The organism is Sphingomonas sp., from assembly GCF_042091075.1.
Taxonomy (GTDB): Bacteria; Pseudomonadota; Alphaproteobacteria; order Sphingomonadales; family Sphingomonadaceae; genus Sphingomonas.
In genome coordinates, this window is the sequence record NZ_JBELIE010000032.1 from 1 (window position 1) to 25,190 (window position 25,190).

Here is a 25,190-nt window from a genome sequence, read left to right on the forward strand (position 1 = left end):
AGCTCTCGACTGTTAATCGAGCGGCCGTAGGTTCGAATCCTACTCAGGGAGCCATCCTCCACGATCCGCGCCGGTCAGGCCATCATTCGCCGTCAGCAGAGCGGGCGGCGGGATATGTGGTGCATCGCGCGTTAGCAAATTCGACAATGATCCGGGTCTAGTCTGGCGATGCTGGAGGACCCCCATGTACAAGATCGTTGTCGACCGGAAGCATGCGTTGATCAGGCTGGACATGGAAGGGCTGCTGTCGCCTGCCGAGGGCAATGAGCTGGTCCGTGACCTGATCGGTCGGATCGCCGCCGCCCGGCTGGCAAGCTATGCCCTCATCATCGACGTGTCGCGATGCCCGGTTCAGGGGCAGGACATGGTCGCCGCGATGGGAGAGCATCTGACGAAGATGAAGCATGCGCGGGCGCTGGCGATCGTCACGGGAACGACGCTGGTCCGTTTGCAGGTGCGTCGTATCTTCAATCAACCCTTCACCCGCTTCGCTTCCAGCTATGACGATGCCCTCGCCTGGGTGCTGACGGGCCGCGAACCCGGCTGATCGTGTACGGTCGCCTGTATCGTGCGGTGTGGCCGACCGCGCCGATGATAGGGGCGAGCACGAGAAAACAGCCGTAACTATTTGATATTGAGGTTTACCTTCACAGTCTGGCAAGCGCCCATGGCGCTCGGCGACGATGGGGTGGCCGCCGCCGGCGACATCTGGCGCGCGGGCTCGGCCTGTTCGCCGGAACGCTCGGCGTGGCACTCTCATGAAGCGAACAGGGTTTCCATCACCTTGCGCGATCCCAAACGCTACCACCCGGAGCGCCTTGCCCTCGCCCCCGCCAGCGCAGACAGGCTGTGGACAATCACCGGACAGGAAACCCCGGAAGCCCTTCGCGCCTGTCGCTGGTGGCCGCGGTTCCTGACCCCCGGGCTTTTGCGCGATCGGCGCCCAGGTGTTTGACGGCAAGGAACGGGGCGCACGTGACAGCGTGGCTTGTTAGCGACCCGCCGTCATCAACGGAGGGTCGAATGAATCTGCTGGAGGGCAAGGTAGCCATCATCACGGGCGCCGGTTCGGGCATTGGGAAGGCGGCCGCGCTGCTGTTTGCCGCCCACGGAGCATCCGTGGTGCTCGTCGGCCGGCGACAAGCGCCGCTGGCCGCGACGGTCAGGGAGATCAACGACCTAGGCGCCCGCGCGCTCGCGGTGACCGGAGACGTTGCGGAAGATCGCACCCATACGGAGGCTGTCGCAGCCGCACGCACCACGTTCGGCGGACTGCATATCGCGCTCAACAATGCCGGTATGGTGGGGACCATGGCACCGCTGGCGGAGCTGGAGCCTGCCATATGGTCGCAGGTGCTGGCGGTGAACCTGACCGCGGCGTTTCTGGGTGCGCGAGCGCAGATCCCGGCGATGATCGAGCAAGGCGGCGGCGCGCTTGTCTTCACGGGCAGTTTCGTGGGCAACAGCGTCGGCTTGCCGGGCATGGCGGCCTATGGTGCCGCCAAGGCGGGCCTCATGGGCCTGGTTCGAGGCATAACGGCGGATTACGCCTCTGCCGGCATCCGCGCCAATGCGCTCCTGCCGGGTGGCACCGCCACCGACATGGCGGGGGACGATGCCCAACGCGAATGGGCCGCCGGCCTGCACGCGATGAAGCGGATCGCGCAACCCGTCGAAATCGCCCAGGCCGCCTTGTTCCTTGCCAGCGACATGGCGAGCTTCGTGACGGGATCAGCGCTATGGGCCGACGGCGGCAATGCCGCGGTGAAGATGTAGGCGTCGCGAAGCAGCGGAGCGCCTCGCTCAAGTGGCGGACAGTGCCTGACGAGGATGAGAACTATCGCATTGTGATAGGTCCCTGATACTCATGGAGACACTATCCGTCGTGCAGGAAGCGTATAGGGTACGTCAGGCTGGCGTCCGGCCATCAGTGCGGAAGCCAACTCTCCGAAATCCGGCGCGGCGGACATGCGGAAATGCGTGGAGCGGCCGGCATCCCGGTTGTCGAAGCGGATGACGCGATACCCCCTGGCGGCGAGCCCGGTGCAAAAGGGACTGCTCCAACGGATCATCTGCGTACCGAGCCCGGAAATCAGCAGGATCGCCTCGGCATCGGCATCGCCGAAACTATCCCAGGCGAGTTCGATGCCATTCGCCTTTGCGATATTCATGACCGCGTGCCTTCCGTGCCAGTGGGATATGGTATTTCCGAAAGGGGCAGTTGGAGGATCTCCGCATTACTGCCGCGCAGATCAAGATCGATGACAGCACCTGTCGCATCGTCGAATATTAGAGCCGCCTCTGTCACCTTCGCAGAGCGCGCAACCGCAATGGCGACATCCGCCAGCGAACCGGAAATCAGCCCTTTCGCGTAAGCGAGGGGAATATCAGGAAATCGGCGGCATTCGGTGGTCGGCCGCTCTCAAAATTAATCATTTCGGCCAAGATGGCGGAGGGAGTGGGATTCGAACCCACGGTGAGCGTGAACCCACGGCGGTTTTCAAGACCGCTGCCTTAAACCACTCGGCCATCCCTCCGTACCGGAGGAGCGCTTTGGCGGGCTGCGACCGATCGTGCAAGCCTGACGATGATTGACGGTTTCGTCGGCCGGCAGGCTGTGCGACTAACTGGCGGCATGACGGGGGTTTTCACTTTCATCCGCCGCTGGCGACGGATCGCTGCGGCTGCGGTCGCGCTGTCGGTCACCAGCCCGGCAATCGCGCAGGACGAGACGGGCTTCCAGGCCTATCTGCAACAGGTGCGGGGACGCGCGCTGGCGGCGGGGGTCCGTCCGGCCACCCTCGATGCGGTGCTGCCGACACTGACCCTGAATCAGCGGGTGATCGCGCTCGACCGGCAGCAGCCGGAGAGCAGCCCCAATGCGCCCGTCTCGATGTTCGCGCCCTATCGCGCGACGCATGTCGATGCCGCGCGGATCAGCCGGGGCCGCTCGACCTATCTCGCGCAGCGCGGGCGACTGGCGCGGATCGAGGCGGAAACGGGTGTGCCCGAACAGATCATGGTCGCGATCTGGGGGCACGAAACCAACTACGGCTCGTACACGGGCAATTTCGACCTGCTGCGCAGTCTGGCATCGCTGGCATATGAGGGGCGGCGCCGCCCGCTGTTCGAGGGAGAGTTCATCGCCGCGATGATGATGATCGATCGCGGCGTCCCGCGCGACCGTCTGGTGGGCAGTTGGGCCGGCGCCACGGGCAATCCGCAATTCCTGCCGTCGGTATATCTGCGGTTGGCGCGCGATGCGGACGGCGACGGCCGGGCCGACATCTGGAACAGCGCCGCCGATACGCTGGCGTCAATCGGCAATTATTTCACGATGGCGGGCTGGCGTCCGGGCGAGCCTTGGGGAATCGCGGTCGACGTGCCGGCGAGCTTCTCGCGCGGCGAGGTGCGCAACCGGCTGGTATCGCCGCGCTGCCCGCGGGTGTTCGAGCGGCATAGCGGTTGGCGGACGATGGCGGAATGGCGCGCGCTGGGAATGGTGCCACAAAGCGGTCGCTGGCCGGACGATCGCGTGCAGGCAACGCTGATCGAGCCCGATGGACCGGGCCGTACCGCCTATCTGCTGACGCACAATTACCGCGTCATCCTCGATTACAATTGCTCGAACTTCTATGCCTTGTCGGTAGGGTTGCTGGCCGATGCGATCGCTGATTAGCGCGGTGGGCCTGACGGTGGCGATGCTGGCCCCCGCCGCCGCCGTGGCGCAGCGCGTCGATACGCCGGCGGAGCAGGACGTTCCGGCGGTCACGCTCTCGGTTCCGCCCGCCGTCGCGGCACCCGCCGGCCTGAACGAGGCCACGGGGCCGTCCGCGACCGCCGGCAGTAGCACGCCATCACGTTACGACGCGGTCGGTTTCGTGGTCGAGGCGCCGTCAGCAACGGGTATCACGGCCTTTCATCGCGCACTGCCGCCCGGCAGTTTCGTCGAGGTCACCGCCCTCGATTCGGGGCGGACGATCCTGGTGCCGGTGGAGGGAGGCGCGGCAGTGCCGGAGCGCGACATCGCGCTTTCGGGAGCGGCGCGCTCGTTGCTGGGCGTGATGCCCGGCGCGGGCGTGCGCATCCGCGCCGTTCAGCCGATGCCGGGTGATATCGCGGCGCTGCGCAATGGCGAACCCGCCACATCCCGGCTCGATACGCCGGAGGCGGTGCTCCGCGCGCTGCGCCGGCAACTGCCTGCGCCCGCCGTCACGTCGCGCGCCCCGGCGCGGCCCCCGGTCCGCAAACCCCGCGCGCGAAAATCCGCCGCCGGCACGTGACGTCTCGCCGCCGTCCGATTATGGCGGCGTATCGATCCACCGGATCACCCCCGCACCGACAACGGAAGTATTCGATGACCAAGCTGTTGACCGCTATCGCGCTTCCCGCCGCCGTCGTGGCGATCGCCTATCCCGCCGTCGCCGCCGCGCCGCAGTTCGACACGCCCGCGCCGGTCGCGTTCATGGAGGATCTGTCCTCGGGCGCGGTGCTGTTCGCCAAGGGTGCCGATCGCCGCATGCCCCCGGCGTCGATGGCGAAGATGATGACGGTCTATACCGCCTTCCAGCTGATCCGGTCAGGCGACCTGAAGCTGAACACCGAATTCGAGGTGCGGCCGGAAACCTGGCAGAAGTGGCACGGCCCGGCGGCGGGCTCGACGATGTTCCTGTCGCCCGGTGAGCGCGTGTCGGTCGCGAACCTGCTGTACGGGATCGTCACCCTGTCCGGGAACGATGCCTGTGTGGTGCTGGCCGAAGGAATTTCGGGCACCGAGCAGGCGTTTGTCGAGCGGATGAACGAAAGTGCGAACAAGCTGGGGTTGACCAACAGCCATTTCGGCACGTCGAACGGCTGGCCGGATGGCGGCGTCACTTACGTCACCGCGCGCGACCTTGCCAAACTGGCCGCGGCGACGATCCAGGAACATCCCAAGCTGTACAAGCAATTCTACAGCCGCCGCGATTTCACCTGGGGCAAGACGATGGGCGGGGGACAGGCGATCACCCAGGCCAATCGTGATCCGCTGCTAGGGCGGGTCGCGGGCGCCGATGGGCTGAAGACCGGGCACACCGAGGAAGCTGGCTATGGCTTCACAGGCTCGGCCGAACAGAACGGGCGGCGGCTGGTGATGGTGCTCGCCGGGCTGACTTCGTTCAACCAGCGCGCGAGCGAATCGGTGCGCTTCATGGAATGGGGCTTCCGGGCATGGCAGGCCCGGCCGGTGGTGAAGTCGGGCCGTACCGTCGGTAGCGCCGCTGTGCAGATGGGGGATAGCGGCGAGGTGCAACTGGTGGCGCCCAAGGATCTGAGCGTTACCGTTCCATCGGGAACGCGCCCCAAACTGGCGGGCAAGATCGTCTATAACGGTCCGCTCACCGCGCCGATCAAACAGGGCGCGCATGTCGCCGATCTGGTTGTCTCCATGCCGGGCCTGCCCGATCAGACGATGCCGCTGGTCGCCGGTAGCGACGTGGGCGAAGCGGGCTTCTTCCGCCGCGCCTGGCATGGCTTCACCGGCCTGTTCGGATGACGAGCGGGCGCTTCCTCAGCCTGGAGGGCGGGGAAGGAGCGGGAAAATCGACGCAGGCGCACGCGCTGGCGGCGGCATTGGAGCAGCGCGGTATCGACACGCTCGTGACGCGCGAACCCGGTGGCAGCGCGGGGGCGGAGGCGATCCGCGCTCTGCTGATGCAGGGTGAGGCGGGCCGCTGGAGCGCGCAGAGCGAGGCATTGCTGTTCGCCGCCGCGCGCGCCGATCATGTCGAGACAGTGATTCGACCGGCCCTTGCCGCCGGGCGCTGGGTGATCTGCGACCGTTTCGTCGATTCGAGCCGCGCGTATCAGGGCGTCGCCGGCGGCTTGACGGATGAGGCGATCCTCGCGCTGCATCGCTTCGGCTCCGCCGGTCTGCTGCCGGATCGCACCTTTCTGCTCGCACTGCCGGTCGCGGCGGGCAATGCCCGGGCGTTGCGGCGCGACGGTGCGGCGGCGGATCGGTTTGCCGCCCGCGACCCCGCCTTCCATACCGATGTCGCCGCCGCGTTCGAGCGTTTCGCGATGGAAGACCCGGCGCGGTTCCGTCGCGTCGACGCCAGCCAGCCGGCCACGGCGGTGACGGGGATGATCATCGCGGCGCTGGCGGACTGGCTGGTGTGACAATGCTCCGCGGGCATCAGCCGGCGATCGAGGCGCTGCTGGCCGCCAATGCCAGTGGCGCAATCCATCATGCCTGGCTGCTCGCCGGGCCACAGGGAGTGGGGAAGGGGACGTTCGCGCGCGCCGCCGCGCTGCGACTGCTGGCCGAGGGAATGACGCCGGGGTCATTGCCGTCCGGCACGTTGGAGGTGCCGGCGAGCCATCAGGCGGCGGCGTTGTTCGCGGCTGGCTCGCACCCGGACTATCGCGAGTTGCAGCGCCTGCCGAAAAAGGATCCGGCCAAGACGGCTGACGGCGCGAGTGAAGAGCTGGCGCGCAGCATCACGGTGGATCAGGTCCGCTCGCTCGGGCCGTTCCTTGGCGTCAAGCCGTCGCTGTCACCACGTCGGGTGATCGTCATCGACGCGGCTGACGAGCTGGAGCGGCCCGGCGCTTCGAACGCCTTGCTGAAAAGCCTGGAGGAACCGCCATCGGGCACGATCTTCCTGTTGATCAGCCACGCCCCCGGGCGGCTTTTGCCGACGATCCGGTCGCGGTGTCGCGTTTTGCGCTTCAATCCCTTGTCGGATGCGGACATGGCCGGGGTGCTGGGCGATGCGATGCCCGATGCCGATGGCGAGGAAATCGCCACGTTGGTGCGGTTCGGCGAAGGCGCGCCGGGCAAGGCACTCGGCTATGCCGGGCTCGAAATTGGGGAGATCGACGCCGCGCTGGAGGCGATCGCCCGCGATGGCGACCGATCGGCGACCCGCCGCGCCGCGCTGGCCCGGCAATTGTCGCCGAAGGCAGCGCAGCCACGCTATGAAGCGTTTCTGGATCGCGTGCCGAGCGTCATCGCACGGGCGGCCGGGATGCGGACGGGCGAGGATCTGCGCGTGGTGCTCGACGCTTATGACGAGTCACGGCAGGTCGCGGCGGCGGCACGCGGCCTGTCGCTCGACCCGCAGGGGACGGTGCACGAACTCGCCGGCATCGTGGCACGGCTTGCGCCAACGGACGACCGCCGGCGGGGCTGACTTGCGTCGCGCCGCGCGGTAGGAGCGCTGTATGGCACAGCCTTATTATATCACCACCGCGATCAGCTACCCCAACGGCCGCCCGCATATCGGCCACGCCTATGAGGCGATCGCGGCCGATGCGATCGCGCGCTTCCAACGGCAGGCGGGGCGCGACGTCCGTTTTCAGACCGGCACCGACGAACATGGCCTGAAAATGGTGCAGACAGCGCGCGACAAGAATGTCGACGTGCGTGCGTTGGCGGATGAAATGTCCGGATATTTCCGTGAGATGTGCGATGCTTTGCAGATCAGCTATGATCGCTTCATCCGCACCACGGACGACGATCATCACCGCGCGAGCCAGGCAATCTGGCAAGCGATGGCCGCATCGGGCGATCTGTACCTCGATCGTTACGAGGGCTGGTATTCGGTCCGCGACGAGGCGTTCTACGACGAGAAGGAACTGATCGACGGGGAAGGGGGGGCAAAGCTTTCGCCGCAAGGCACGCCCGTTACCTGGACCGCCGAGGAGACATGGTTCTTCCGGCTGTCGAAATATCAGCAGCCATTGCTCGATTTCTATGCCGCCCAGCCAGACTTCATCAGGCCGGAATCACGCCGCAACGAGATCCTGCGCTTCGTCGAGGGAGGACTGTCCGACCTGTCGGTATCGCGGACGAGCTTCGATTGGGGCGTGGCGGTGCCGGACAGCCCCGGCCATGTGATGTACGTCTGGGTGGACGCGCTGACCAACTACCTGACCGGGGCGGGCTATCCCGATGGCGACATGCCCTACTGGCCGGCGGACCTGCACCTGATCGGCAAGGACATCGTCCGCTTCCACGCGGTATATTGGCCGGCGTTCCTGATGTCGGCGGGCATCGCATTGCCCAAAACGGTGTTCGGGCACGGGCACGTCCTCCAACGTGGCGAGAAGATGTCGAAAAGTCTCGGCAACGTCGTCTACCCCGATCAGCTGATCGATGCTTTCGGGGTCGATGCGTTGCGCTATTTCCTGCTGCGCGAGGTCAGCTTCGGACAGGATGGCAGCTATTCGGCGGAAGCGATTGTCACGCGGGTGAATGCGGAATTGGCGAACGCCTTCGGCAATCTCGCGCAGCGCAGCCTGTCTTTCATCGCGAAGAACCTGGGCGGCGCGCTGCCGGATGAAGGGCGCGCCGATCCGGCCGACGCTCAATTGATCGAGGAGGTCGTCGTCGCCTGCGCCGCATTGAAGGCGGCGTTTGGCGATCTGATGCTGAGCCAGGGGATCGAAGCGTGGATGCGGGGTGTCTATGCCTGCAACCAATATATCGATGTCCAGGCGCCATGGACGCTGCGCAAGACCGATCCAGAGCGGATGCACGCCGTGCTCGGCACGCTGGTGCGCGCGATCCGCATGCTGGCGATCGCGATCCTGCCGGTGGTGCCGATCGGCGCGGGCCGCATCCTCGATCTGCTCGGTGCGGAGGCGCGCGACCATGCCGCGGTCGACGATGACGGCTGGTACGCACGTCAGGCCGCCGCCGGTTTCACGATCGCCACGCCCAGCCCGGCCTTCCCAAGGCTGGAGATGCCAGCGGAAACGGAGGCTGCGTGATGCTGGCGGACAGCCATTGCCACCTCAATTACAAGGGCTTGGCCGAAGTTCAGGGCGAGGTGCTGGAACGGGCGCGGGCCCGCGGCGTCACCGCGATGCTGAACATCGCCACGCGGGAAAGCGAGTGGGACGCGGTACTGGCCACGGCGGAACGTGAGCCGGACGTCTGGGCGACAGTCGGCATTCACCCGCATGAGGCGGACCAGCATCCGCATGTCGATACCGCCCGACTGGTCGAGCGTGCGCGACACCCGCGCGTCGTCGGGATCGGCGAAAGCGGGCTCGATTATCATTACGATCATTCCGACCGCGCCCGCCAGCAAGCGAGTTTTCGCGCGCATATCGTCGCCGCGCGCGAAGCGGGCGTGCCGATCGTCGTTCATACCCGTGAGGCGGAGGACGATACCGCCGCGTTGATGCGGGAGGAGATGGAGGAGGGGGCCTATACCGGGGTGATCCACTGCTTCACCGCCAGCGATGCCTTCGCCGACAAGGCGCTCGATCTGGGGCTATACATTTCGATCTCGGGGATCGTGACGTTTCGCAACGCGACGGCCTTGCAGGCGACCGCGTCGCGGCTGCCCAAAGAGCGGCTGCTGATCGAAACCGACGCGCCCTTCCTGGCGCCAGTGCCGCATCGCGGGAAGACGGGCGAGCCGGGTTTCGTCGCCGATACAGCGGCGTTTCTGGCCAAGCTGCGCGGAGAGAATGTGGAGGAGTTGCAGGACTATACGGCCCGAAACTTCCACGCTCTGTTCAATAAGACAGTTGCTGCGTGAAAGTCCGCATCCTCGGATCCGGCACCTCGTCCGGCGTACCGCGGATCGGCAACGACTGGGGTAGCTGCGACCCGAACGATCCGCGCAATCGCCGCACGCGCGCCGCCTTGCTCGTCGAGCATGCCGGCACCCGGATCCTTGTCGATACCGGCCCCGATATGCGCGAACAATTGCTCGCCGCCGCGATCGGCACGGTCGATGCGGTCATCTGGACGCATGCCCATGCCGACCATGTCTTCGGCATCGACGACCTGCGGCAGATCTATCACGCGCTCGGGCATCCGGTGCCGGGTTATGCGCGGGCATCGACCGCAGAGGTACTGCGGCACCAGTTCGGCTATGTCTTCACCGGGCATGACGGATATCCTCCGACAGCGACGCTGAGCCTTCTGGATGATACCCTGACGATCGGCGCGATCCGCATCGGCGTCACCGATCAGCCGCATGGCTCGATCACCTCGGCGGGGCTACGTTTCGATGCGGGCGGTGTGTCCGTCGGTTACGCTACCGACGTCCATGCGATGACCGATGCGATGCAGACCCTGTATGCCGGGCTGGACCTGTGGATTGTCGATGCGCTGCGGCGTCGTCCGCATCCGACGCATTTCGATCTGGCGACAGCGCTGCACTGGATCGACAAGTTGCGACCGACCGAGGCGCGGTTGATCCATATGGACCAGTCAATGGATCACGCCACGCTGGAGCGTGAACTGCCCGTCGGAACCGCACCGGGCTATGACGGCTGGGAGCGTTGCTGGTGAGCGGCCAGATCGGCTCCGCGCTGATCCTGCTGCTGGTACTGATCCTGCCCATGACCGCACTGGCGGCGCGACGGCTGCCGCTGCGGACCACCGCGATCTATGGGGCGGCGTGGATCGCCATCTTCGCCGCCTTATGGTTCGCCATCACGTTATTTACATAATGTATATTATCAGTTTTGGTGTTTGGTGAGGATGGTGATGGATCGGTTGGTGACGATCATGGCGACGCTGCGTGGTCCCGGTGGCTGCGACTGGGATCGCGCGCAGACATTCGCGACGATCGCGCCGTACACGATCGAGGAAGCCTATGAGGTCGCGGATGCGATCGAGCGTGGCGATCCGGCGGAGTTGAAGGACGAACTGGGCGACCTGCTGCTCCAGGTCGTGTTCCACAGCCGTATCGCCGAAGAGGCCGGCCTGTTCGCGTTGAACGACGTCGTCGACGCGATCAGCGACAAGATGGAGCGCCGCCATCCGCATATCTTCGCCGGCGCCGCCGACGGTGGCCACCATCGGTGGGAAGAGGTCAAGGCCGCCGAACGCGCCGGCAAGGGGCAGTCGAGCGCGCTCGATGGCGTCGCTGCCGGCCTGCCCGCCCTGTTGCGTGCCGAGAAGCTGCAACGGCGCGCGGCGCGGGTCGGTTTCGACTGGCCTGACGCCCTCGGCCCGCGCGCGAAGCTGGACGAGGAGATCGCCGAGGTCGAACAGGCGATCGACCAGGATCATCGCGCGGAAGAGATCGGCGACCTGCTGTTTGCTGTCGTCAACTGGTCACGGCATCTTGGCGTCGATGCCGAAGCCGCGCTGCGTGCGGCGAACCGCAAGTTTGAGAGGCGTTTCCGGGCGATGGAGGCAACCGGCGGCGATGATTTCGCGTCCCTCGATCTCGATGCGAAGGAAGCATTGTGGCAGCAGGCGAAGGCCAGCGAACGGGACTGACCAGAGCGCGCCCTAGCGCGCGTCGAACCGTTCGAAATCGGCGGGGGCCATACGCACTTCATAGATGATGCGATCGCCCTCGACGTCCTGATCGAGCACCTCGCCATGTGCATGCAACCATGCCGCACGCGCGCCGTCGGCGGCATCCAGCGTGATCGTATAACGCTGATGCCCGGCGGTCAGCAGATCGCCGACGGCGCGGATCAGGGTGTCGATCCCCTCCCCGGTCAGCGCCGAGATCGCGATCACGTCGTCGCGTCGCGCCGCCTCCGCCAGCAGATCCTCCCGCGCTTCGCCATGCAACAGATCAAGCTTGTTCCAGGCTTCGATCCGGGGCGTCGTCTCGGTCACGCCGACCTCGGCGAGCACGGCCTCGACATCCGCTTTCTGCGCAATGGTATCGGGGTGGGCCACGTCGCGGACATGGATCAGCAAATCCGCTGACACCACTTCTTCAAGGGTCGCCTTGAACGCGGCCACAAGCTGCGTCGGCAATTCGGATACGAAGCCCACGGTGTCGGACAGGATCGCCTTGTCCACCCCCGGCAGGCTGATCTGGCGGAGCGTCGGATCGAGCGTGGCGAACAGCAGGTCCTCCGCCATGACGTCACTACCTGTCACGCGATTGAACAGCGTCGACTTGCCGGCGTTGGTGTAGCCGACCAACGCGATCACCGGCCATGGCGCGCGCTGACGGCGATCCCGGTGCAGGCCGCGCGTGCGGGTTACCTGATCCAGCTCGCGGCGCAACCGCGCCATACGATCGCGGATCAACCGACGATCCGCCTCGATCTGCGTTTCGCCCGGCCCGCCCAGGAAACCGAAGCCACCGCGCTGACGCTCAAGGTGAGTCCAGCTCCGCACCAGCCGGCCCGACTGATAGTCGAGATGCGCCAGTTCGACCTGCAACCGTCCCTCGGCGGTCGCCGCCCGCTCACCGAAAATTTCCAGGATCAGCCCGGTACGGTCGATTACCTTGGCTTCCAGCCCGGTTTCCAGATTGCGTTGCTGGATCGGCGTCAGACTGCCGTCGACCACCACCAGCGACGCCTCCTCCATCCGCAGCCGGGTGGCGAGATCCTCGATCTGGCCGGAGCCGATCAGCGTCGCCGCCCGGGGGGGGCGCACGCGAAACGACACACGTTCGACGACGACGATGCCGATCGCCTCCGCCAATCCGGCCGTCTCCTCCAGACGCGCATCGGCGTCCCGAGAGGAGCCGCCCAGATCGGGATAGACGACGATCGCGCGCGCGCCGCGCGCGACATCATCGTGGTCGCGTTCGAAACCGGTGCTCACGCGGGGGCCTTAATCCTCCTCACCCTCGCCGCTCTCCTCCGCGAGGTTCAGCGGGCGTGACGGCTGGATCGTCGATACCGCATGCTTATACACCAATTGTGCCATGCCGTCGCGCTGCAACAGCATACAGAACAGGTCAAAGCCTGCGATGGCGCCTTGCAGCATCACTCCGTTGACGAGAAACATCGTCACCGGATCTTCCGACTTTCGTACCGCCGACAGAAAGATATCCTGCAGTAGCGGTTGCTTCTTGGGATTGTCCACCAACTGGCCGACGATCCCCGCGACATCGACCGTGCCCGCGGGCATGATCGTGGAGATCGCATGCTTGTAGATCAATTGCGACTGGCCGTCGCGCCGCAGCAGCACCGAGAAATTGTCGAACCAGGTGACAATACCCTGGAGCTTGACCCCCTTGACGAGGAACATCGTGACGGGTGTTTTCGATTTCCGCAGCGCGTTGAGGAACAGGTCCTGCAGCGAGGTCTGCTTTTGATCGGCCATGGGATGCGTCGTCCTTGTTTTTGGCGGGAGGTTCCCCGCGGGCTGCGCCGTTGCCGGCGTCGGTCAATGCCGCTGGAAGCAGGCTGCCCATAGCTAGGGACGGCCGGGCGCGGCGTCCAGATGGGACTTATATGGCGAGATCGCGCGCGCGGCCGAAACCGCGACGCTTATTCATCGCGCGTTTCGGTGATTCCCAGCAGCTTGAGCTTCCGGTGCAGCGCGGATCGCTCCATGCCGATGAAGCTGGCCGTCCGCGAGATATTGCCGGAGAAACGACGAATCTGGACGCGCAGATATTCGCGCTCGAACGTCTCGCGCGCTTCGCGGAGGGGGGCGCCCATGATGGCGGTCGTGCCGGCACCGGTTTCCTGCCCTCCCAACACCTCGGCAGGCAACAGATCGAGGTCGATCCGGCCGATCCGGTCACCCGGGGCGAGAATGATCGTGCGTTCCACCACATTGCGCAATTCGCGAACGTTGCCCGGCCAGTCGTAGGATTGCAGCGCGACCAGCGCATCGGTCGCGATCTCAGGCACCGGCACGCGCCGTTCGGTCGCGTAATGCGCCACGAAATGCTCCACCAGCGGCGGGATATCCTCGCGCCGTTCCGCCAGCGGAGGGATCGTGACGGGCACGACGTTGAGCCGGTAATAGAGATCCTCACGGAAGCGGCCTTCCGCGATTTCGTTCGTCAGGTCGCGCGCGGTGGCGGAAACGACCCGCACGTCCACCTTCACCACCCGCGTCCCGCCGACGCGGGTGAAACTCTGGTCGGTCAGCACGCGCAGGATCCGCGCCTGCGTCGCCGACGGCATGTCCGCAATTTCGTCGAGAAACAACGTGCCGCCGTGCGCTTGTTCGAGCAGACCGGTACGAACGAGGTCGCCCCCCTCCTCCACCCCGAACAATTCCTCCTCGACACGCTCCGGGCTCATCCCCGCGGTGCTGGCGATCACGAAATTGGCATGCGCGCGCTGGCTCCAGCCGTGCAGCAGCCGCGCCGCGACTTCCTTGCCGACGCCCGCTGGCCCCATGATCAACACACGGCTGCCGGTGCCCGCGACACGCTTCAGGGTGGCGCGCACCGCGTTCACCGCGGTCGAGCTGCCGGTCAGGTCGGTGCCACGCCCCGATGCAGCGCGGAGCGACGCCACTTCGGCGCGCAATCGTTCGGTCTCGGTCGCCCGCTCGACCATCAGCAACAGGCGTTCGGCCTGGAACGGTTTCTCGATGAAATCCGCCGCGCCCTTGCGGATCGCGGCGACGGCGGTGTCGAGCGTGCCGTGGCCCGAAATCACCAGCACCGGAATCGACGGATCGCGCCGCTTGATCTCTTCCAGCAGGTCCAGGCCGTCGAGCCGTGATCCCTGCAACCACACGTCGAGCAGGACGAGGCTGGGCCGGCGCGTCGCGATCGCCTCCAGCGCGGCGTCGCTGTCGCCCGCCATGCGCGTGTCGTAGCCCTCGTCCTCGAGCACCCCCGCGACTAGTTCGCGGATGTCGAGTTCGTCGTCGACGACAAGGATGTCAATCGCCATGGTCTTCAAAGTCGGTTCCTCGTGAGAGCGGCGATCGTGCGACCGTCATCCTGCGCATGCTGATCGTCGCTGGTCGCCAGGCGCGCCAGCAGACTTGCATCGAACGACAGGGTGACGACCGTCCCCCCGCCCGCCCGATCGGTAAAGGCAATTGTGCCGAGATGTTCCTCGGCGATCTTCTTGACGATCGCCAGGCCCAGGCCGGTGCCGCGCGCCCGCGTCGTCATATAGGGTTCGACGATGCGTTCGCGTTCGACCGGCAGGCCGACGCCATTGTCGGCGACGCTGATCGTCACCCGGTCGGCCGCCTGCGCCAGCGTCATCGTGATCGCGCCTTCGACCGCATCGGCGGCCTCCACCGCCTCCACCGCATTCTTGACGATATTGGTCAGCGCCTGCCCCAATTGCCGCCGGTCGCAGACCAGCACCGGGCCGGGATCGTCATGCACCAGCGCGAAGCGGATACCCGGATGTGCCACTTCGTGAAGGAACATCGTCTGGCGCGCGATATCCACCAATGCCTCTTCGCGGAACACCGGCTTGGGCATGCGCGCGAACGAGGAAAATTCGTCGACCATGCGGCGCAGGTCGCCGACCTGGCGCACGATCGTATCGGTCAGCCGAGCGAAGGTGGAATCACCCACCTCCACCTTCCCGCCGTACCGCCGCTGCAGCCGTTCCGCGGCGAGCTGGATCGGAGTGAGCGGATTCTTGATCTCGTGTGCGATCCGGCGCGCGACATCGGCCCAGGCGGCGCGGCGCTGATCGGCGAGTTGCTGCGTAATGTCGTCGAAGGTGATGACGGGACCGGTGCTGTCCTGCGCGATCCGCACCGCGAAGGTACGCGGCTCGCCCTCGATCGTCAGTTGCACCGCCGCCTCGCGCGCCCCGCCCTCCAGAAACGGCGCGAGTTCGGGTGCGACCTCGGCGAGCGGCCGGCCAACCGGCGAGGCGTCCAGCGCCAGCAACGTCTGCGCAGAACTGTTGATCAGCCGGATCGTGCGGTCGCGGCCGTCGATCGAGATCACCCCCGCCGACACGCCTGACATCACCGCCTCGATCAGCGCGCGGCGGTTGTCGAGCTGCGCATAAGCGGTCACCAGCGCGGTATTCTGCGTATGAAGCCGCGCGGTCATGCTGTTGAAGGCGTTCGACAGCGTCCCGACCTCGTCACGCTCCAGCGTGTCCGGCACGCGCGCCGACAGGTCTCCGCCCTCGACGCGACGCGCGGCGTCGACCAATTCTCCCACCGGCCGGACCAGCCGGTCCGCTACCGCCAGCGCGATCCACACCGCGACCCCGACGATCAGCAGCGACACGATCAGCAAAGCGGCATTGAACTGCAACTGCAGCGAACGCGCCCGCGCCAGCAGCTGCCGATAATTGACCAGCGCCGCCTCTGCCCGCGCGGTCTGCGTCGTCATTTCCTTGGGATCGGTCACGCGCGCGGCGTAGAGGTAGATATCTTCCGAACCGGGCAGCCGCGTGAAGACCTGGATACGATCCCCGGTAACGATCACGACGCTGCGCCGCTCGCCCTTCAGCCGTGCGATCGCTCGCGGTGTGATGAGGCGCGCCAGATCGATCTCATAGGGATTCACCACCGCCAGCGTCTGCAACCCGCCACGCGGGTTCACCGCGAACAGCGCCCCCTCCGACAGGCTGCGATAATAGACCTGGCGACCGAAGAAATCGGGAAAGCCCGCGCTGTCGATCGGCTGTTCGCGCAGGAAGGCCGACAGATCGTCGGCCATCGTCACTGTCGCATCGTCCCAGCGCTGGATGATCTGATCGTAGGACGCGCGCGTCAGAGATGCGGCATTCTCGAACATGCCGCGCGCCCGATCCGAGTACCAGAATTGGACGCCATATTGGAACAGGAGCGACGCGAAGATCGTGACCAGCAGCGCCGGCACCGCCGCCACCACCGAGAACAACAATACCAGGCGGACATGCAGCCGCCCTTCCCCGCCGACCAGCGAGCGCGCCGCGCGGCTGTGCGCGATGCGCCGGCCCAGCAGCATCAGCAGCACGATCCCCGCCACGAGGTTCGATACCAGCAGGAGCGCGATCACCGGCGGCGCGAGCAACCCGGCCGGATCCCCCTCCCCGCGGACGATGAAGTAGCTGCCGACCGCCAGCGCCACCGCCGCCCCGAGCGCGGCGAGTTCGAGCGCGGGCGTCACGCTGAAACGGGCCGCCGGTCCCGGCGACGCATAGGAGGAGGGCGGAACTCCCGCGTTCATCGCACCTTCGCTACAACATCACTGTTGCATCAGGAACACATATTTCGTCGCTTCATCCGTCGGCGGGGGCCGGCGGGCGCGTCGTCGTATCGATCCCCAGCATGTCGAGTCGCTTACGCAAGGTGTTGCGATTCAATCCAATCGCCCGTGCCGCCCGTAACTGGTTGCCACCGTGCCGGGCCAGCATCGCCTCGATCAGTGGCCGCTCCGCCTCCCCGATGATCCGCGCATAGAGCGAACCGTCGTCCAGCGCGCGCGGATCCTGTCGCGCCAGCCGCTCGATCATCGCACGCACCGCTGCGTCGATGCCGGGATCGGGCAAGGCATCCTGCCCGGCGGGCATGCCGCCGCCGATCGTCGCGCGCACCTCGGTGGCGCCGATATGATCGTCGCGCGAGAGCGCCGCGAGCCGCCGCATGACGTTTTCCAGCTCGCGCACGTTACCGGGCCAGTCGTGCGCCTCGAGCACGTCCACCGCCGCGGCGTCGAGCGTTTTGCGCTTGAGCCCCGCCTCGGCAGCGCGATCGAGGAAATGGCGCGCCAGTTCCGCGATATCGCCGCGCCGGTCGCGCAGCGGCGGCAGCGCGATCGGCACCACGTTCAGACGATAATAGAGGTCCTCGCGGAACTGGCCCGACGCGACCGCCTGTTGCAAATCGCGGTTGGTCGCCGCGACGATCCGCACGTCGGCGCGGATCGTGCGTGCGCCGCCGACCGTGGTGAACTCGCCCGATTGCAATACCCGCAACAGGCGCGTCTGCGCTTCGATCGGCATGTCGCCGATTTCGTCAAGGAACAGGGTGCCTCCCGCCGCCTGCTCGAACCGGCCGGCATTTCGTTGCGCCGCGCCCGTGAAGGCGCCACGCTCATGCCCGAACAATTCCGCCTCGATCAGCTCGCGCGGGATCGCGGCCATGTTGATCGGGACGAACGGCGCGGCCTTCCGCCCGCCGAGATCGTGGATCGCCCGCGCCACCAGTTCCTTGCCGGTGCCCGATTCGCCCGACACCAGCACCGTCAGGTCGTTCGAAACGACGCGGGCGATCACGCGATACACTTCCTGCATCGCCGGCGAGCGGCCGATCAGCGGCAGCGACGGATCGTCCGCTTCCTCCGGCTGCGTGCTGGCGCCGATCCGTCGTTCCAGCGCGGCGGTCACCGCGCGGGTCAGCGTATCGAGATCGAACGGCTTGGGCAGATAGTCATATGCCCCCGCCTCGTTCGCGCGGACCGCGGTGGTCAGCGTGTTGCGCGCGGACAGGACGATGATCGGCAACGTCGGATGATCGCGCAATACCGCCGCGGCATGGTCGATCCCGTCGCCGTCGGGCAGAACCACGTCGGTCAACAACACGTCCGGGGCGGACTGTCGCATCTCGCGATCCAGTTCGACCAGGCTGGCGGCGGTGCGCACGTCATGACCCGCGCGGCGGAGCGCATGGGCGACCACGGTGCGGATCGAATCGTCGTCGTCCACCAACAGGACCCGGCCGACCGTCGGAGAGCGCTGCGGCATGATCAGTTGGCGCGCCGCAACAACAGCCTGAACACGGTCTGATGCGGATGGCCCTCACGGGCATATTGCACGATCCCGCCCATGTCGCGGATCAGTTTGTCGACCAGCGCAAGCCCCAGCCCCTTCCCTTCCGGACGGCTCGAGATGAATGGATCGAACAGATGGTCCGCGATGTCCTCGGGCGCACCGGGGCCGGTGTCGATGACGCAAATCTCGATCGGCAGCGCGACGCGCGCGCCATCCTTGCCGCTCGGCACGGTGATCCCGTGGCGATAGGCGGTGGCGAGCGTGATCCGGCGTTCGCCACGATCTCCCAGGGCAGCCGCCGCGTTTTTCAGGAGATTGAGCACGATCTGCAGCAGCGCGTCGCGGTTGCCGAGTACCGACGGCAGCGAGGGATCGTAGCGCTCCTCGATCGTGATGCCGCGCGCGAAACCCGCCAGCGCGACCTCGCGGGCATGCGCCAGCAGCGGATAGATGTTCAGCGGTGCGACGTCGCGTGGACGGGTGTCGGTGAAATTCTCCATATGGTCGATCAGCGCAGCGACGCGATCCACCTCCGCGATCATCAGCCGTGTCAGGTCGTCCGGCGCGGCGCCGTCCGCGATCAGCTGCGCCGCCCCGCGAATGCTCGACAGCGGGTTCTTGATCTCATGCGCCAGCATCGCCGCCGCCCCGACCGCCGATCGTGCCGCCGCCGCGCGCTCCGACGACAGCCCCAGCCGCCGCGACGCACCCGCATGATGCAGGGTGATCGTCCGCCAGCCGGGATGGTCGACCACCTCGGCTTCGATCATGTCGATCCGCAGCCGCGCGCCACGCGCCGTCGGCACCTCGATATCAAAGGCGGCGAAGCCATGTCCTTCGCGCCGCGTCGCGCTTGCCGGCAGCGTCAGGATCGCGTGAATCGGTTGTCCGATCAACGCGCGTTCGGAAAGGTTGAGCAGCGTCTCGCTCTCGGCGTTGGCGCGCGCGATCCGATCGTCCGGGTCGACCACCAAAAGAGCCACCGGCAGCGCCGCCAGAAGCTCCGACGGCGTCGGTCCACGCTGGGTGAGCATCACGCGGCGTCCTGCATCCGCCACGGCGCGTAGAAATCACGCAACATCGCCCTGACGCGGTCGGCATCGGCCTCCTGATTGACCTTGTTGCGGAACTCGGCGGAACCGGGGATGCCCTTGGTGTACCAGCCGATATGCTTGCGGGCCATGTTCACCCCGGTGAACGTGCCATAATGACTGAGCATCGCCTCATAATGTTCGGCGATAACGCGATATTGCTCGTCCATCGAGGGATCGGGCAGACGCTCCCCGGTTGCGAACCAATGCATCACCTGCGCCAGCAGCCACGGCCTGCCATAAGCACCACGGCCGATCATCACGCCATCGGCGCCGGATTGTTCGAGCGCGGTTTCGGCGTCCTCGATGCCGCAGATATCGCCATTGGCGATCACCGGGATCGTCACCGCTTCCTTCACTCGGCGGATGAAGCCCCAGTCCGCGTGGCCCTTGTACATCTGATTGCGGGTACGGCCGTGCACCGTCACCATCTTGATGCCGAGATCTTCAGATATACGTGCCAGTTCGGGCGCGTTGAGGCTGTCGTGGCACCAGCCCATCCGCATTTTCAGCGTGACGGGCGCATCGACCGCCGCGACGATCGCCTTGATGATCCCGGTCGCCAGCGACAGGTCGCGCATCAGCGCCGAACCCGCATCGCCGTTGGTCACCTTGCGGACCGGGCACCCCATGTTGATGTCGATGATCGCGGCGCCCTTGTCACGCGCCAGCTTCGCCGCCTCCGCCATCTCATAGGGGGTGCAGCCGACCAACTGCATCGAGACCGGCTCTTCCGACAGGTGCCATGCCCCCTTCTGGATCGACTGGCGCGTTTCGCGGATCGCGGCCTGGCTGGCGATCATCTCGGTGACGTTGAGGCCCGAGCCGTAGCGGCGGACCAGGGTACGGAACGGCTGATCGGTGACGCCGGTCATCGGCGCCAGAACGACGGGCTGATCGATCCGCACCGGGCCGATCTGAATGGGCGTCAATTGTTGCATGATGGTGTGCCTGAAAAATGGGCAATTAATAGAGCATGGTGAGTCTGGCAAGCGGCACGTGGACGGGCTAGGCGCGGCACCATGACGACCGTCGCCCTTATCGTCGCCGCCGGCACCGGCTCGCGCAGCGGCAGCGCCCTACCGAAACAATATCGGCCGATCGGCGGCCAGGCGATGCTGGCCTGGAGCCACGCGGCGCTCTCACGACACCCCGCCATCGATCAGGTGCTGGTCGCGATTGGCACGGGCCAGCAGGAGGCGCTGCACGCCGCCGTTCCCGGCGCGACATTCGTGATGGGCGGTGCGACCCGGCGCGCGTCGGTTGCGGCCGGGCTCGCCGCGCTGGACGGGGCGAGCCGTATCCTGATCCATGATGCCGCACGGCCGTTCCTGCCGCCGGCGGTGATCGATCGCTTGCTCGCGGCACTCGATACGCATTCGGGCGCGATCCCGGTGCTGCCGGTCGCGGATACGCTGGTCGACCACGCCGCCGCCGTCACGCCCCGTGACGGATTGTATCGCGTGCAAACGCCACAAGCCTTTCACATGGCGGCGCTCGTCGCGGCGCATGCGGGCTGGACCGGCGGCGAGGCGACCGACGATGCGCAGATGGTGCGCGCCGCCGGCCATGCCATCGCGCTGATCGAAGGAGATCCGATGCTGGAAAAGATCACGTTCCCTGCCGACATCGCCGCGGCGGAGGCCCGGCTGGGCGCCCGCGAGACGCGCTCCGCGTCGGGGTTCGACGTCCATCGACTGGAGGATGGCGAGGCCCTGTGGCTCGGCGGCGTTCGGATCCCGCATCATCAGGGATTGTCCGGGCACAGTGACGCGGACGTCGCGCTCCACGCGATCACCGACGCGGTGCTGGGCACGATCGCGGCGGGGGACATCGGCACGCACTTCCCCCCCAGCGATCCGCAATGGCGCGGCGCCGAATCGGGGCAGTTCCTGCAACATGCCCGCCAACTGGTCGAGGCGAAGGGCGGCACGATCACCTTCATCGATCTTACGCTGATGTGCGAGGCACCGAAGATCGGCCCGCACCGCGCGGCGATGCAGCAGCGGATCGCGGAACTTTGCGGCCTCACGACCGATCGGGTGAGTGTGAAGGCGACGACCACCGAACGATTGGGCTTCACCGGGCGTGGTGAGGGCATTGCCGCGCAGGCGATGGCGACGATCACGCTGCCGGCGGGAGCTTCGGCATGAAGGCCGCCTTGGCGGTGGCGCTCGCGGCGTCGCTGGCCGCCGCCCCGGCGGTCGCGCAGACGCGGTGTCTCAGCGCAGCGGATGCGGAGGCGATCGCGCTGGTCGCGATGCCGGAAGTGATCCGCGACGCCGGGCGCGTCTGCGTCGGCCTGCCCGCCAAAAGCCTGTTGCGACGTACCGATGGGCCGTTCATCGCGAAATATGATGCGGAGGCGGATCGGGCCTGGCCTGCCGCGCGCAGCGCCATCGCAAAGCTGAGCGATCCGGCGGTGGAATTGCTGCTGATGAGCGACTATGCTCGCACCATGCTGACATCGCTGTTCGCGCCGCAGATCACGGGCAAGATCCAGCCGTCCGATTGCGGGACGCTCGATCGACTGGTGACGTTGCTCGAGCCGCTGCCCGCGCGCAATACAGCGGGCATCGTGGTCGCGACGCTGCAATATCTGAAGGCCGAAAAGGCCAAGGGTCGGCAGAACCGCATCCCCGACCTCCCCGTTTGCCCCGCGCCCGAGGCCCCATGACCGACGCCCGGACCGAATTGACGCTGCCCGACGAACTGGTCACCGCTGCGCGTCGGGTGGTGGAGGCCAATCGTGCCCAGGGCCGCCGCGTCGCGGTCGCCGAGAGCTGTACCGGCGGACTGGTCTGCGCGGCGTTGACCGAGATACCCGGTTCATCGGATGTCCTGGAGGCGGGTTTCGTCACCTACTCCAACGAGGCGAAGCGCCACCTGCTGCAGGTCAGCAGCGACGTGCTCGACACGTTTGGCGCGGTGTCGATCGCGGTGGCGTGGAGCATGGCACAGGGCGCCCTCGCCAAGTCGGAGGCGGATGTCGCGGTTGCGATCACCGGCGTCGCCGGGCCGGGCGGCGGCAGCGAGAAGAAGCCCGTCGGCACGGTCGTGTTCGCACGTGCCGAGCGGGGCGGCGATCCGGCCGATGTTGTCGCCGACAAGCGCTTCTTCGGCGATCTGGGGCGCGGCGGCGTTCGATTGCAGGCGGCCTTGTGCGCGCTCGACCTGTTGATGCCGGGCGGCGACCGATAGAATCCGCGCGTCGCTCGCTAATCGATTGACGGCGCTGCCGACCCGGTCGATGCACCGCTGATGGCCATTGACGATACGACACCCACCCGCAACGTCGCTCTCCTGATCGACGCCGACAATGCGTCCGCCGCGACGCTCGACCCGGTGCTGACCGTGCTGGCAGAGCTGGGCACGGTGAACGTCCGGCGTGTGTACGGCAATTGGTCCAAGCCGGCGCTGAATTCGTGGCGCGATATGACCGTCAAGCACGGCATCGAACCGCAGCAGCAGTTCGATCTGACCAAGGGAAAGAACGCGACCGACATGAAGATGACGATCGACGCGATGGACCTGCTGTTTCGCGGCAAGGTGGAGGCGTTCGGCATCATGTCCTCCGATTCGGACTTCATGCCGCTGGCGATGCGCATCCGACAGGAAGGCATTCCCGTCTATGGCTTCGGCACCAGCCGCGCGCCGGAGGCGTTTCGCCGCGCCTGCACCCGCTTCATCGACGTCAATGCGATCTCTCTGCCGGTAGAGGATGAGGAGACGGCCACGCCCACGTCCGCCCCGGCTGCCGCCGCCGCCACCGCCGCGCCCGCGGCGACGCCGGCTGCGGGTCGCCAGGTGACGGTGGACGTGCCCTTTGCCGACTCGCTGCCGCCACCGATCGCCGCCCGCCCGAAGCTGCCGGTGGACGACGAACTGCTGAAGTTGCTGATCGACGCCTATGATGCGTCGAAGCGCGACGAAAAGGGCTTCGTCAATCTCTCCGCGATGGGGCAGCTGGCGGCCAATCGATCCAGCTTCGACGTGCGCAACTATGGCTACAAACGATTATCCGACCTGATCGAATCAGTCGGCAATTTCAAACTCGAACGGCGCGAGGGTGGTCAGTCTTTCGTGAAGCGGCTTCGCTGATGCGTATCCCGGCTCTTTTGATCGCCGCGCTGGCCGCCCTCCCCGCCGCCGCGCAAGATCGCGCCGAACCCGCCCGCATGTCTCAGGATGTGAAGGTACTGGCCGCGCCCGATTTCGGTGGCCGTGCACCCGGCACCGCGGGCGAACGTAAAACGATCGACTGGCTGTCGGCCCGCTTCCGCGCCCTGGGCCTCACGCCTGGCGGAGACGGCGGCACGTGGGTCCAGAAGGTCCCCTTGATCCGCACCCGCGTCGCGCCTGACGCCCGCCTGCGGTTCGGCGACAGCGTGTTGACGCAGGGGAAGGAAATCGCGGTTACCTCGGTGCGTCCGGCGGAAACGATCAGCATCGCCAATTCACCGGTCGTGTTCGTCGGCTATGGCGTCACCGCACCTGAGGCGGGATGGGACGATTTCAAGGGCGTTGATGTGCGTGGCAAGACGATCGTCTTCCTCGTCAACGATCCCGATTTCGAAGCCCGGCCCGGAGACGATGCGCACGGCCGGTTCGGTGGCCGTCGCATGACCTATTATGGTCGCTGGACCTACAAGTTCGAGGAAGCCGCGCGTCGCGGCGCGGCGGCGGCGCTGATCGTCCACGATACCGCCGGGGCCGGCTATCCCTGGTCGACGGTCAACGCCTCGAACGGCGAGAATTACGATATCGTCCGTGGCGCGGACGATCCCCGTGTGCCGTTGCAGGGCTGGATCGAACACGATGCCGCCGACCGCCTTTTCAAGGCCGCCGGGCTGGATCTGACGGCGCTGCGGGTCGCGGCCCGATCGGCTTCGTTCCGCCCCGTAGCGCTCAAACCGTCCTTCTCCGCCGAGGCGCGCGTAGCGGTCGAACGGGTTGAGAGCGCGAATGTAATCGCCACCCTGCCCGGTGCGACCCGGCCCGACGAGACCGTGATGTTCGGCGCGCATTGGGACGCTTATGGCGACGGGCCGCCCGACGCGACCGGGCGGACGCTGCGCCCCGGCGCCAATGACGATGCGCTGGGAGTCGCGGGCGTGCTGGAACTGGCGCGACTGTTCAAGGCCGGCAAGCGACCCGCGCGCACGCTCGTGTTCGCGCTATGGACCGGCGAGGAACGCGGCCTGCTCGGCTCCGAATATTATGCGACGCATCCGCTCTTCCCGCTCGACAAGACCGCGGCCAACCTGACGCTCGATATCTTGCAGACCACCGGGCCGGCGAAGGATGTCGTGCTGGTGGGTGCCGGCCAGTCCTCGCTCGACTCGTTGCTGACTGCGGCTGCCGCCACCCAGGGCCGCTCGATCACCCCCGAGACATTCAGCGAACGCGGACTTTTCTACCGCGCCGACCATTTCTCGGTCGTCCGGCGCGGCGTGCCGTCGTTGCTGCTGATGGCGCTGGGAGGTGCCCCGGATCTCGTCGCAGGCGGGAAGGTTGCGGGGCAGAAATGGCTCGACGACTATATGACCTGCTATCACAAGACCTGCGACACCTGGGACGCGCGCTGGGACCTGCGCGGCGCGGCGGCGGATGTCGACCTGTTCCACGCGATGGGCCAGCGCCTGTCGAGGCCGGGCGTATGGCCGACGTGGAGCGCGGGCAGCGAATTCCTGGCGATCCGCGACAAGAGCGCGGCGGCGCGGCGCTAGCGCC

Annotated in this window: 26 protein-coding genes, 1 tRNA gene and 1 pseudogene; 18 read left to right on the top strand and 10 right to left on the bottom strand. The window is 66.6% G+C overall.

The window, feature by feature from the left end:
• Positions 1-184: 184 nt before the first annotated feature.
• From ACFDSW_RS05000 to ACFDSW_RS05010, 3 genes are all read left to right on the top strand, one after another.
• Positions 185-547, top strand: coding sequence for a hypothetical protein (locus ACFDSW_RS05000; protein ID WP_375249178.1), 363 nt, complete (start codon positions 185-187; stop codon positions 545-547).
• Between the two features lie 120 nt (positions 548-667).
• Positions 668-955 carry a hypothetical protein gene (locus ACFDSW_RS05005; RefSeq protein WP_375249179.1) on the top strand — a complete coding sequence of 96 codons (288 nt, stop codon included), beginning with the start codon at positions 668-670 and terminating at the stop codon, positions 953-955.
• Between the two features lie 68 nt (positions 956-1,023).
• Positions 1,024-1,776 (top strand): SDR family oxidoreductase, encoded by a 753-nt coding sequence (locus ACFDSW_RS05010; protein ID WP_375249180.1) that lies wholly within the window; start codon positions 1,024-1,026, stop codon positions 1,774-1,776.
• An 89-nt stretch (positions 1,777-1,865) separates the two neighbouring features.
• Here ACFDSW_RS05010 and ACFDSW_RS05015 read toward each other — a convergent pair whose 3' ends face one another.
• The 3 genes from ACFDSW_RS05015 to ACFDSW_RS05025 all read right to left on the bottom strand — a co-directional run bounded on the left by ACFDSW_RS05015 (position 1,866) and on the right by ACFDSW_RS05025 (position 2,537).
• Complete coding sequence (locus ACFDSW_RS05015) at positions 1,866-2,171, bottom strand: alpha/beta fold hydrolase (protein WP_375249181.1); 306 nt, start codon at positions 2,169-2,171, stop codon at positions 1,866-1,868.
• Entirely contained in the window at positions 2,168-2,386 is a 219-nt protein-coding gene (locus tag ACFDSW_RS05020) for a DUF2239 family protein (RefSeq protein ID WP_375249201.1), read from the bottom strand. Before ACFDSW_RS05020 ends, ACFDSW_RS05015 begins: the two co-directional genes overlap by 4 nt.
• Before the next feature lie 61 nt (positions 2,387-2,447).
• Positions 2,448-2,537: transfer RNA gene (locus tag ACFDSW_RS05025), tRNA-Ser, on the bottom strand.
• 98 nt (positions 2,538-2,635) lie between these two features.
• On the opposite strand from ACFDSW_RS05025, the gene ACFDSW_RS05030 reads away from it, so the two are divergent.
• From ACFDSW_RS05030 to mazG, 10 genes are all read left to right on the top strand, one after another.
• Positions 2,636-3,679 (top strand): lytic transglycosylase domain-containing protein, encoded by a 1,044-nt coding sequence (locus tag ACFDSW_RS05030; RefSeq protein ID WP_375249182.1) that lies wholly within the window; start codon positions 2,636-2,638, stop codon positions 3,677-3,679.
• Positions 3,663-4,283, top strand: a complete 621-nt coding sequence (locus ACFDSW_RS05035; protein ID WP_375249183.1) for a hypothetical protein — start codon at positions 3,663-3,665, stop codon at positions 4,281-4,283. The genes ACFDSW_RS05030 and ACFDSW_RS05035 overlap by 17 nt, the downstream gene beginning before the upstream one ends.
• 74 nt (positions 4,284-4,357) lie before the next feature.
• Positions 4,358-5,533: a D-alanyl-D-alanine carboxypeptidase family protein gene (locus tag ACFDSW_RS05040; protein ID WP_375249184.1), complete on the top strand. Its 1,176-nt coding sequence runs from the start codon at positions 4,358-4,360 to the stop codon at positions 5,531-5,533.
• Entirely contained in the window at positions 5,530-6,159 is a 630-nt protein-coding gene (gene tmk / locus ACFDSW_RS05045; RefSeq protein ID WP_375249185.1) for a dTMP kinase, read from the top strand. Before ACFDSW_RS05040 ends, tmk begins: the two co-directional genes overlap by 4 nt.
• Complete coding sequence (locus ACFDSW_RS05050) at positions 6,156-7,175, top strand: AAA family ATPase (RefSeq protein WP_375249186.1); 1,020 nt, start codon at positions 6,156-6,158, stop codon at positions 7,173-7,175. The genes tmk and ACFDSW_RS05050 overlap by 4 nt, the downstream gene beginning before the upstream one ends.
• Before the next feature lie 31 nt (positions 7,176-7,206).
• Positions 7,207-8,757, top strand: a complete 1,551-nt coding sequence (metG, locus tag ACFDSW_RS05055; protein WP_375249187.1) for a methionine--tRNA ligase — start codon at positions 7,207-7,209, stop codon at positions 8,755-8,757.
• On the top strand, positions 8,757-9,536 hold the full coding sequence (locus ACFDSW_RS05060; RefSeq protein ID WP_375249188.1) for a TatD family hydrolase: 780 nt from the start codon (positions 8,757-8,759) through the stop codon (positions 9,534-9,536). Before metG ends, ACFDSW_RS05060 begins: the two co-directional genes overlap by 1 nt.
• Complete coding sequence (locus tag ACFDSW_RS05065) at positions 9,533-10,297, top strand: MBL fold metallo-hydrolase (protein WP_375249189.1); 765 nt, start codon at positions 9,533-9,535, stop codon at positions 10,295-10,297. Before ACFDSW_RS05060 ends, ACFDSW_RS05065 begins: the two co-directional genes overlap by 4 nt.
• On the top strand, positions 10,294-10,458 hold the full coding sequence (locus ACFDSW_RS05070; RefSeq protein ID WP_375249190.1) for a hypothetical protein: 165 nt from the start codon (positions 10,294-10,296) through the stop codon (positions 10,456-10,458). The genes ACFDSW_RS05065 and ACFDSW_RS05070 overlap by 4 nt, the downstream gene beginning before the upstream one ends.
• Positions 10,459-10,489: 31 nt before the next feature.
• Positions 10,490-11,236 carry a nucleoside triphosphate pyrophosphohydrolase gene (mazG, locus tag ACFDSW_RS05075; RefSeq protein WP_375249202.1) on the top strand — a complete coding sequence of 249 codons (747 nt, stop codon included), beginning with the start codon at positions 10,490-10,492 and terminating at the stop codon, positions 11,234-11,236.
• Positions 11,237-11,248: 12 nt separating this feature from the next.
• On the opposite strand, the gene hflX is transcribed toward mazG, so the two are convergent.
• The 7 genes and pseudogenes from hflX to dusB form a co-directional block, all read right to left on the bottom strand.
• Positions 11,249-12,535 (bottom strand): GTPase HflX, encoded by a 1,287-nt coding sequence (gene hflX, locus ACFDSW_RS05080; RefSeq protein ID WP_375249191.1) that lies wholly within the window; start codon positions 12,533-12,535, stop codon positions 11,249-11,251.
• Between the two features lie 9 nt (positions 12,536-12,544).
• A pseudogene (gene hfq / locus ACFDSW_RS05085) lies at positions 12,545-13,102 on the bottom strand (RNA chaperone Hfq); the annotation flags it as partial.
• A 104-nt stretch (positions 13,103-13,206) separates the two neighbouring features.
• On the bottom strand, positions 13,207-14,577 hold the full coding sequence (locus ACFDSW_RS05090) for a sigma-54-dependent transcriptional regulator (protein ID WP_375249192.1): 1,371 nt from the start codon (positions 14,575-14,577) through the stop codon (positions 13,207-13,209).
• A gap of 5 nt (positions 14,578-14,582) precedes the next feature.
• Positions 14,583-16,823: an ATP-binding protein gene (locus ACFDSW_RS05095; RefSeq protein WP_375249193.1), complete on the bottom strand. Its 2,241-nt coding sequence runs from the start codon at positions 16,821-16,823 to the stop codon at positions 14,583-14,585.
• A 52-nt stretch (positions 16,824-16,875) separates the two neighbouring features.
• Positions 16,876-18,339 (bottom strand): nitrogen regulation protein NR(I), encoded by a 1,464-nt coding sequence (gene ntrC, locus ACFDSW_RS05100; protein WP_375249194.1) that lies wholly within the window; start codon positions 18,337-18,339, stop codon positions 16,876-16,878.
• Positions 18,340-18,341: 2 nt separating this feature from the next.
• Positions 18,342-19,400 carry a nitrogen regulation protein NR(II) gene (locus ACFDSW_RS05105; RefSeq protein ID WP_375249203.1) on the bottom strand — a complete coding sequence of 353 codons (1,059 nt, stop codon included), beginning with the start codon at positions 19,398-19,400 and terminating at the stop codon, positions 18,342-18,344.
• On the bottom strand, positions 19,400-20,398 hold the full coding sequence (gene dusB, locus ACFDSW_RS05110) for a tRNA dihydrouridine synthase DusB (RefSeq protein ID WP_375249195.1): 999 nt from the start codon (positions 20,396-20,398) through the stop codon (positions 19,400-19,402). Before dusB ends, ACFDSW_RS05105 begins: the two co-directional genes overlap by 1 nt.
• 81 nt (positions 20,399-20,479) lie before the next feature.
• On the opposite strand from dusB, the gene ACFDSW_RS05115 reads away from it, so the two are divergent.
• The 5 genes from ACFDSW_RS05115 to ACFDSW_RS05135 are packed head-to-tail and all read left to right on the top strand — an operon-like array spanning position 20,480 to position 25,186.
• Positions 20,480-21,610: a bifunctional 2-C-methyl-D-erythritol 4-phosphate cytidylyltransferase/2-C-methyl-D-erythritol 2,4-cyclodiphosphate synthase gene (locus ACFDSW_RS05115; protein ID WP_375249196.1), complete on the top strand. Its 1,131-nt coding sequence runs from the start codon at positions 20,480-20,482 to the stop codon at positions 21,608-21,610.
• Positions 21,607-22,134 carry a hypothetical protein gene (locus tag ACFDSW_RS05120; RefSeq protein ID WP_375249197.1) on the top strand — a complete coding sequence of 176 codons (528 nt, stop codon included), beginning with the start codon at positions 21,607-21,609 and terminating at the stop codon, positions 22,132-22,134. Before ACFDSW_RS05115 ends, ACFDSW_RS05120 begins: the two co-directional genes overlap by 4 nt.
• Positions 22,131-22,658 (top strand): CinA family protein, encoded by a 528-nt coding sequence (locus ACFDSW_RS05125; RefSeq protein ID WP_375249198.1) that lies wholly within the window; start codon positions 22,131-22,133, stop codon positions 22,656-22,658. Before ACFDSW_RS05120 ends, ACFDSW_RS05125 begins: the two co-directional genes overlap by 4 nt.
• 60 nt (positions 22,659-22,718) lie before the next feature.
• Complete coding sequence (locus ACFDSW_RS05130; protein WP_375249199.1) at positions 22,719-23,558, top strand: NYN domain-containing protein; 840 nt, start codon at positions 22,719-22,721, stop codon at positions 23,556-23,558.
• Entirely contained in the window at positions 23,558-25,186 is a 1,629-nt protein-coding gene (locus ACFDSW_RS05135) for a M20/M25/M40 family metallo-hydrolase (RefSeq protein ID WP_375249200.1), read from the top strand. Before ACFDSW_RS05130 ends, ACFDSW_RS05135 begins: the two co-directional genes overlap by 1 nt.
• The last annotated feature ends 4 nt before the right edge of the window (positions 25,187-25,190 follow it).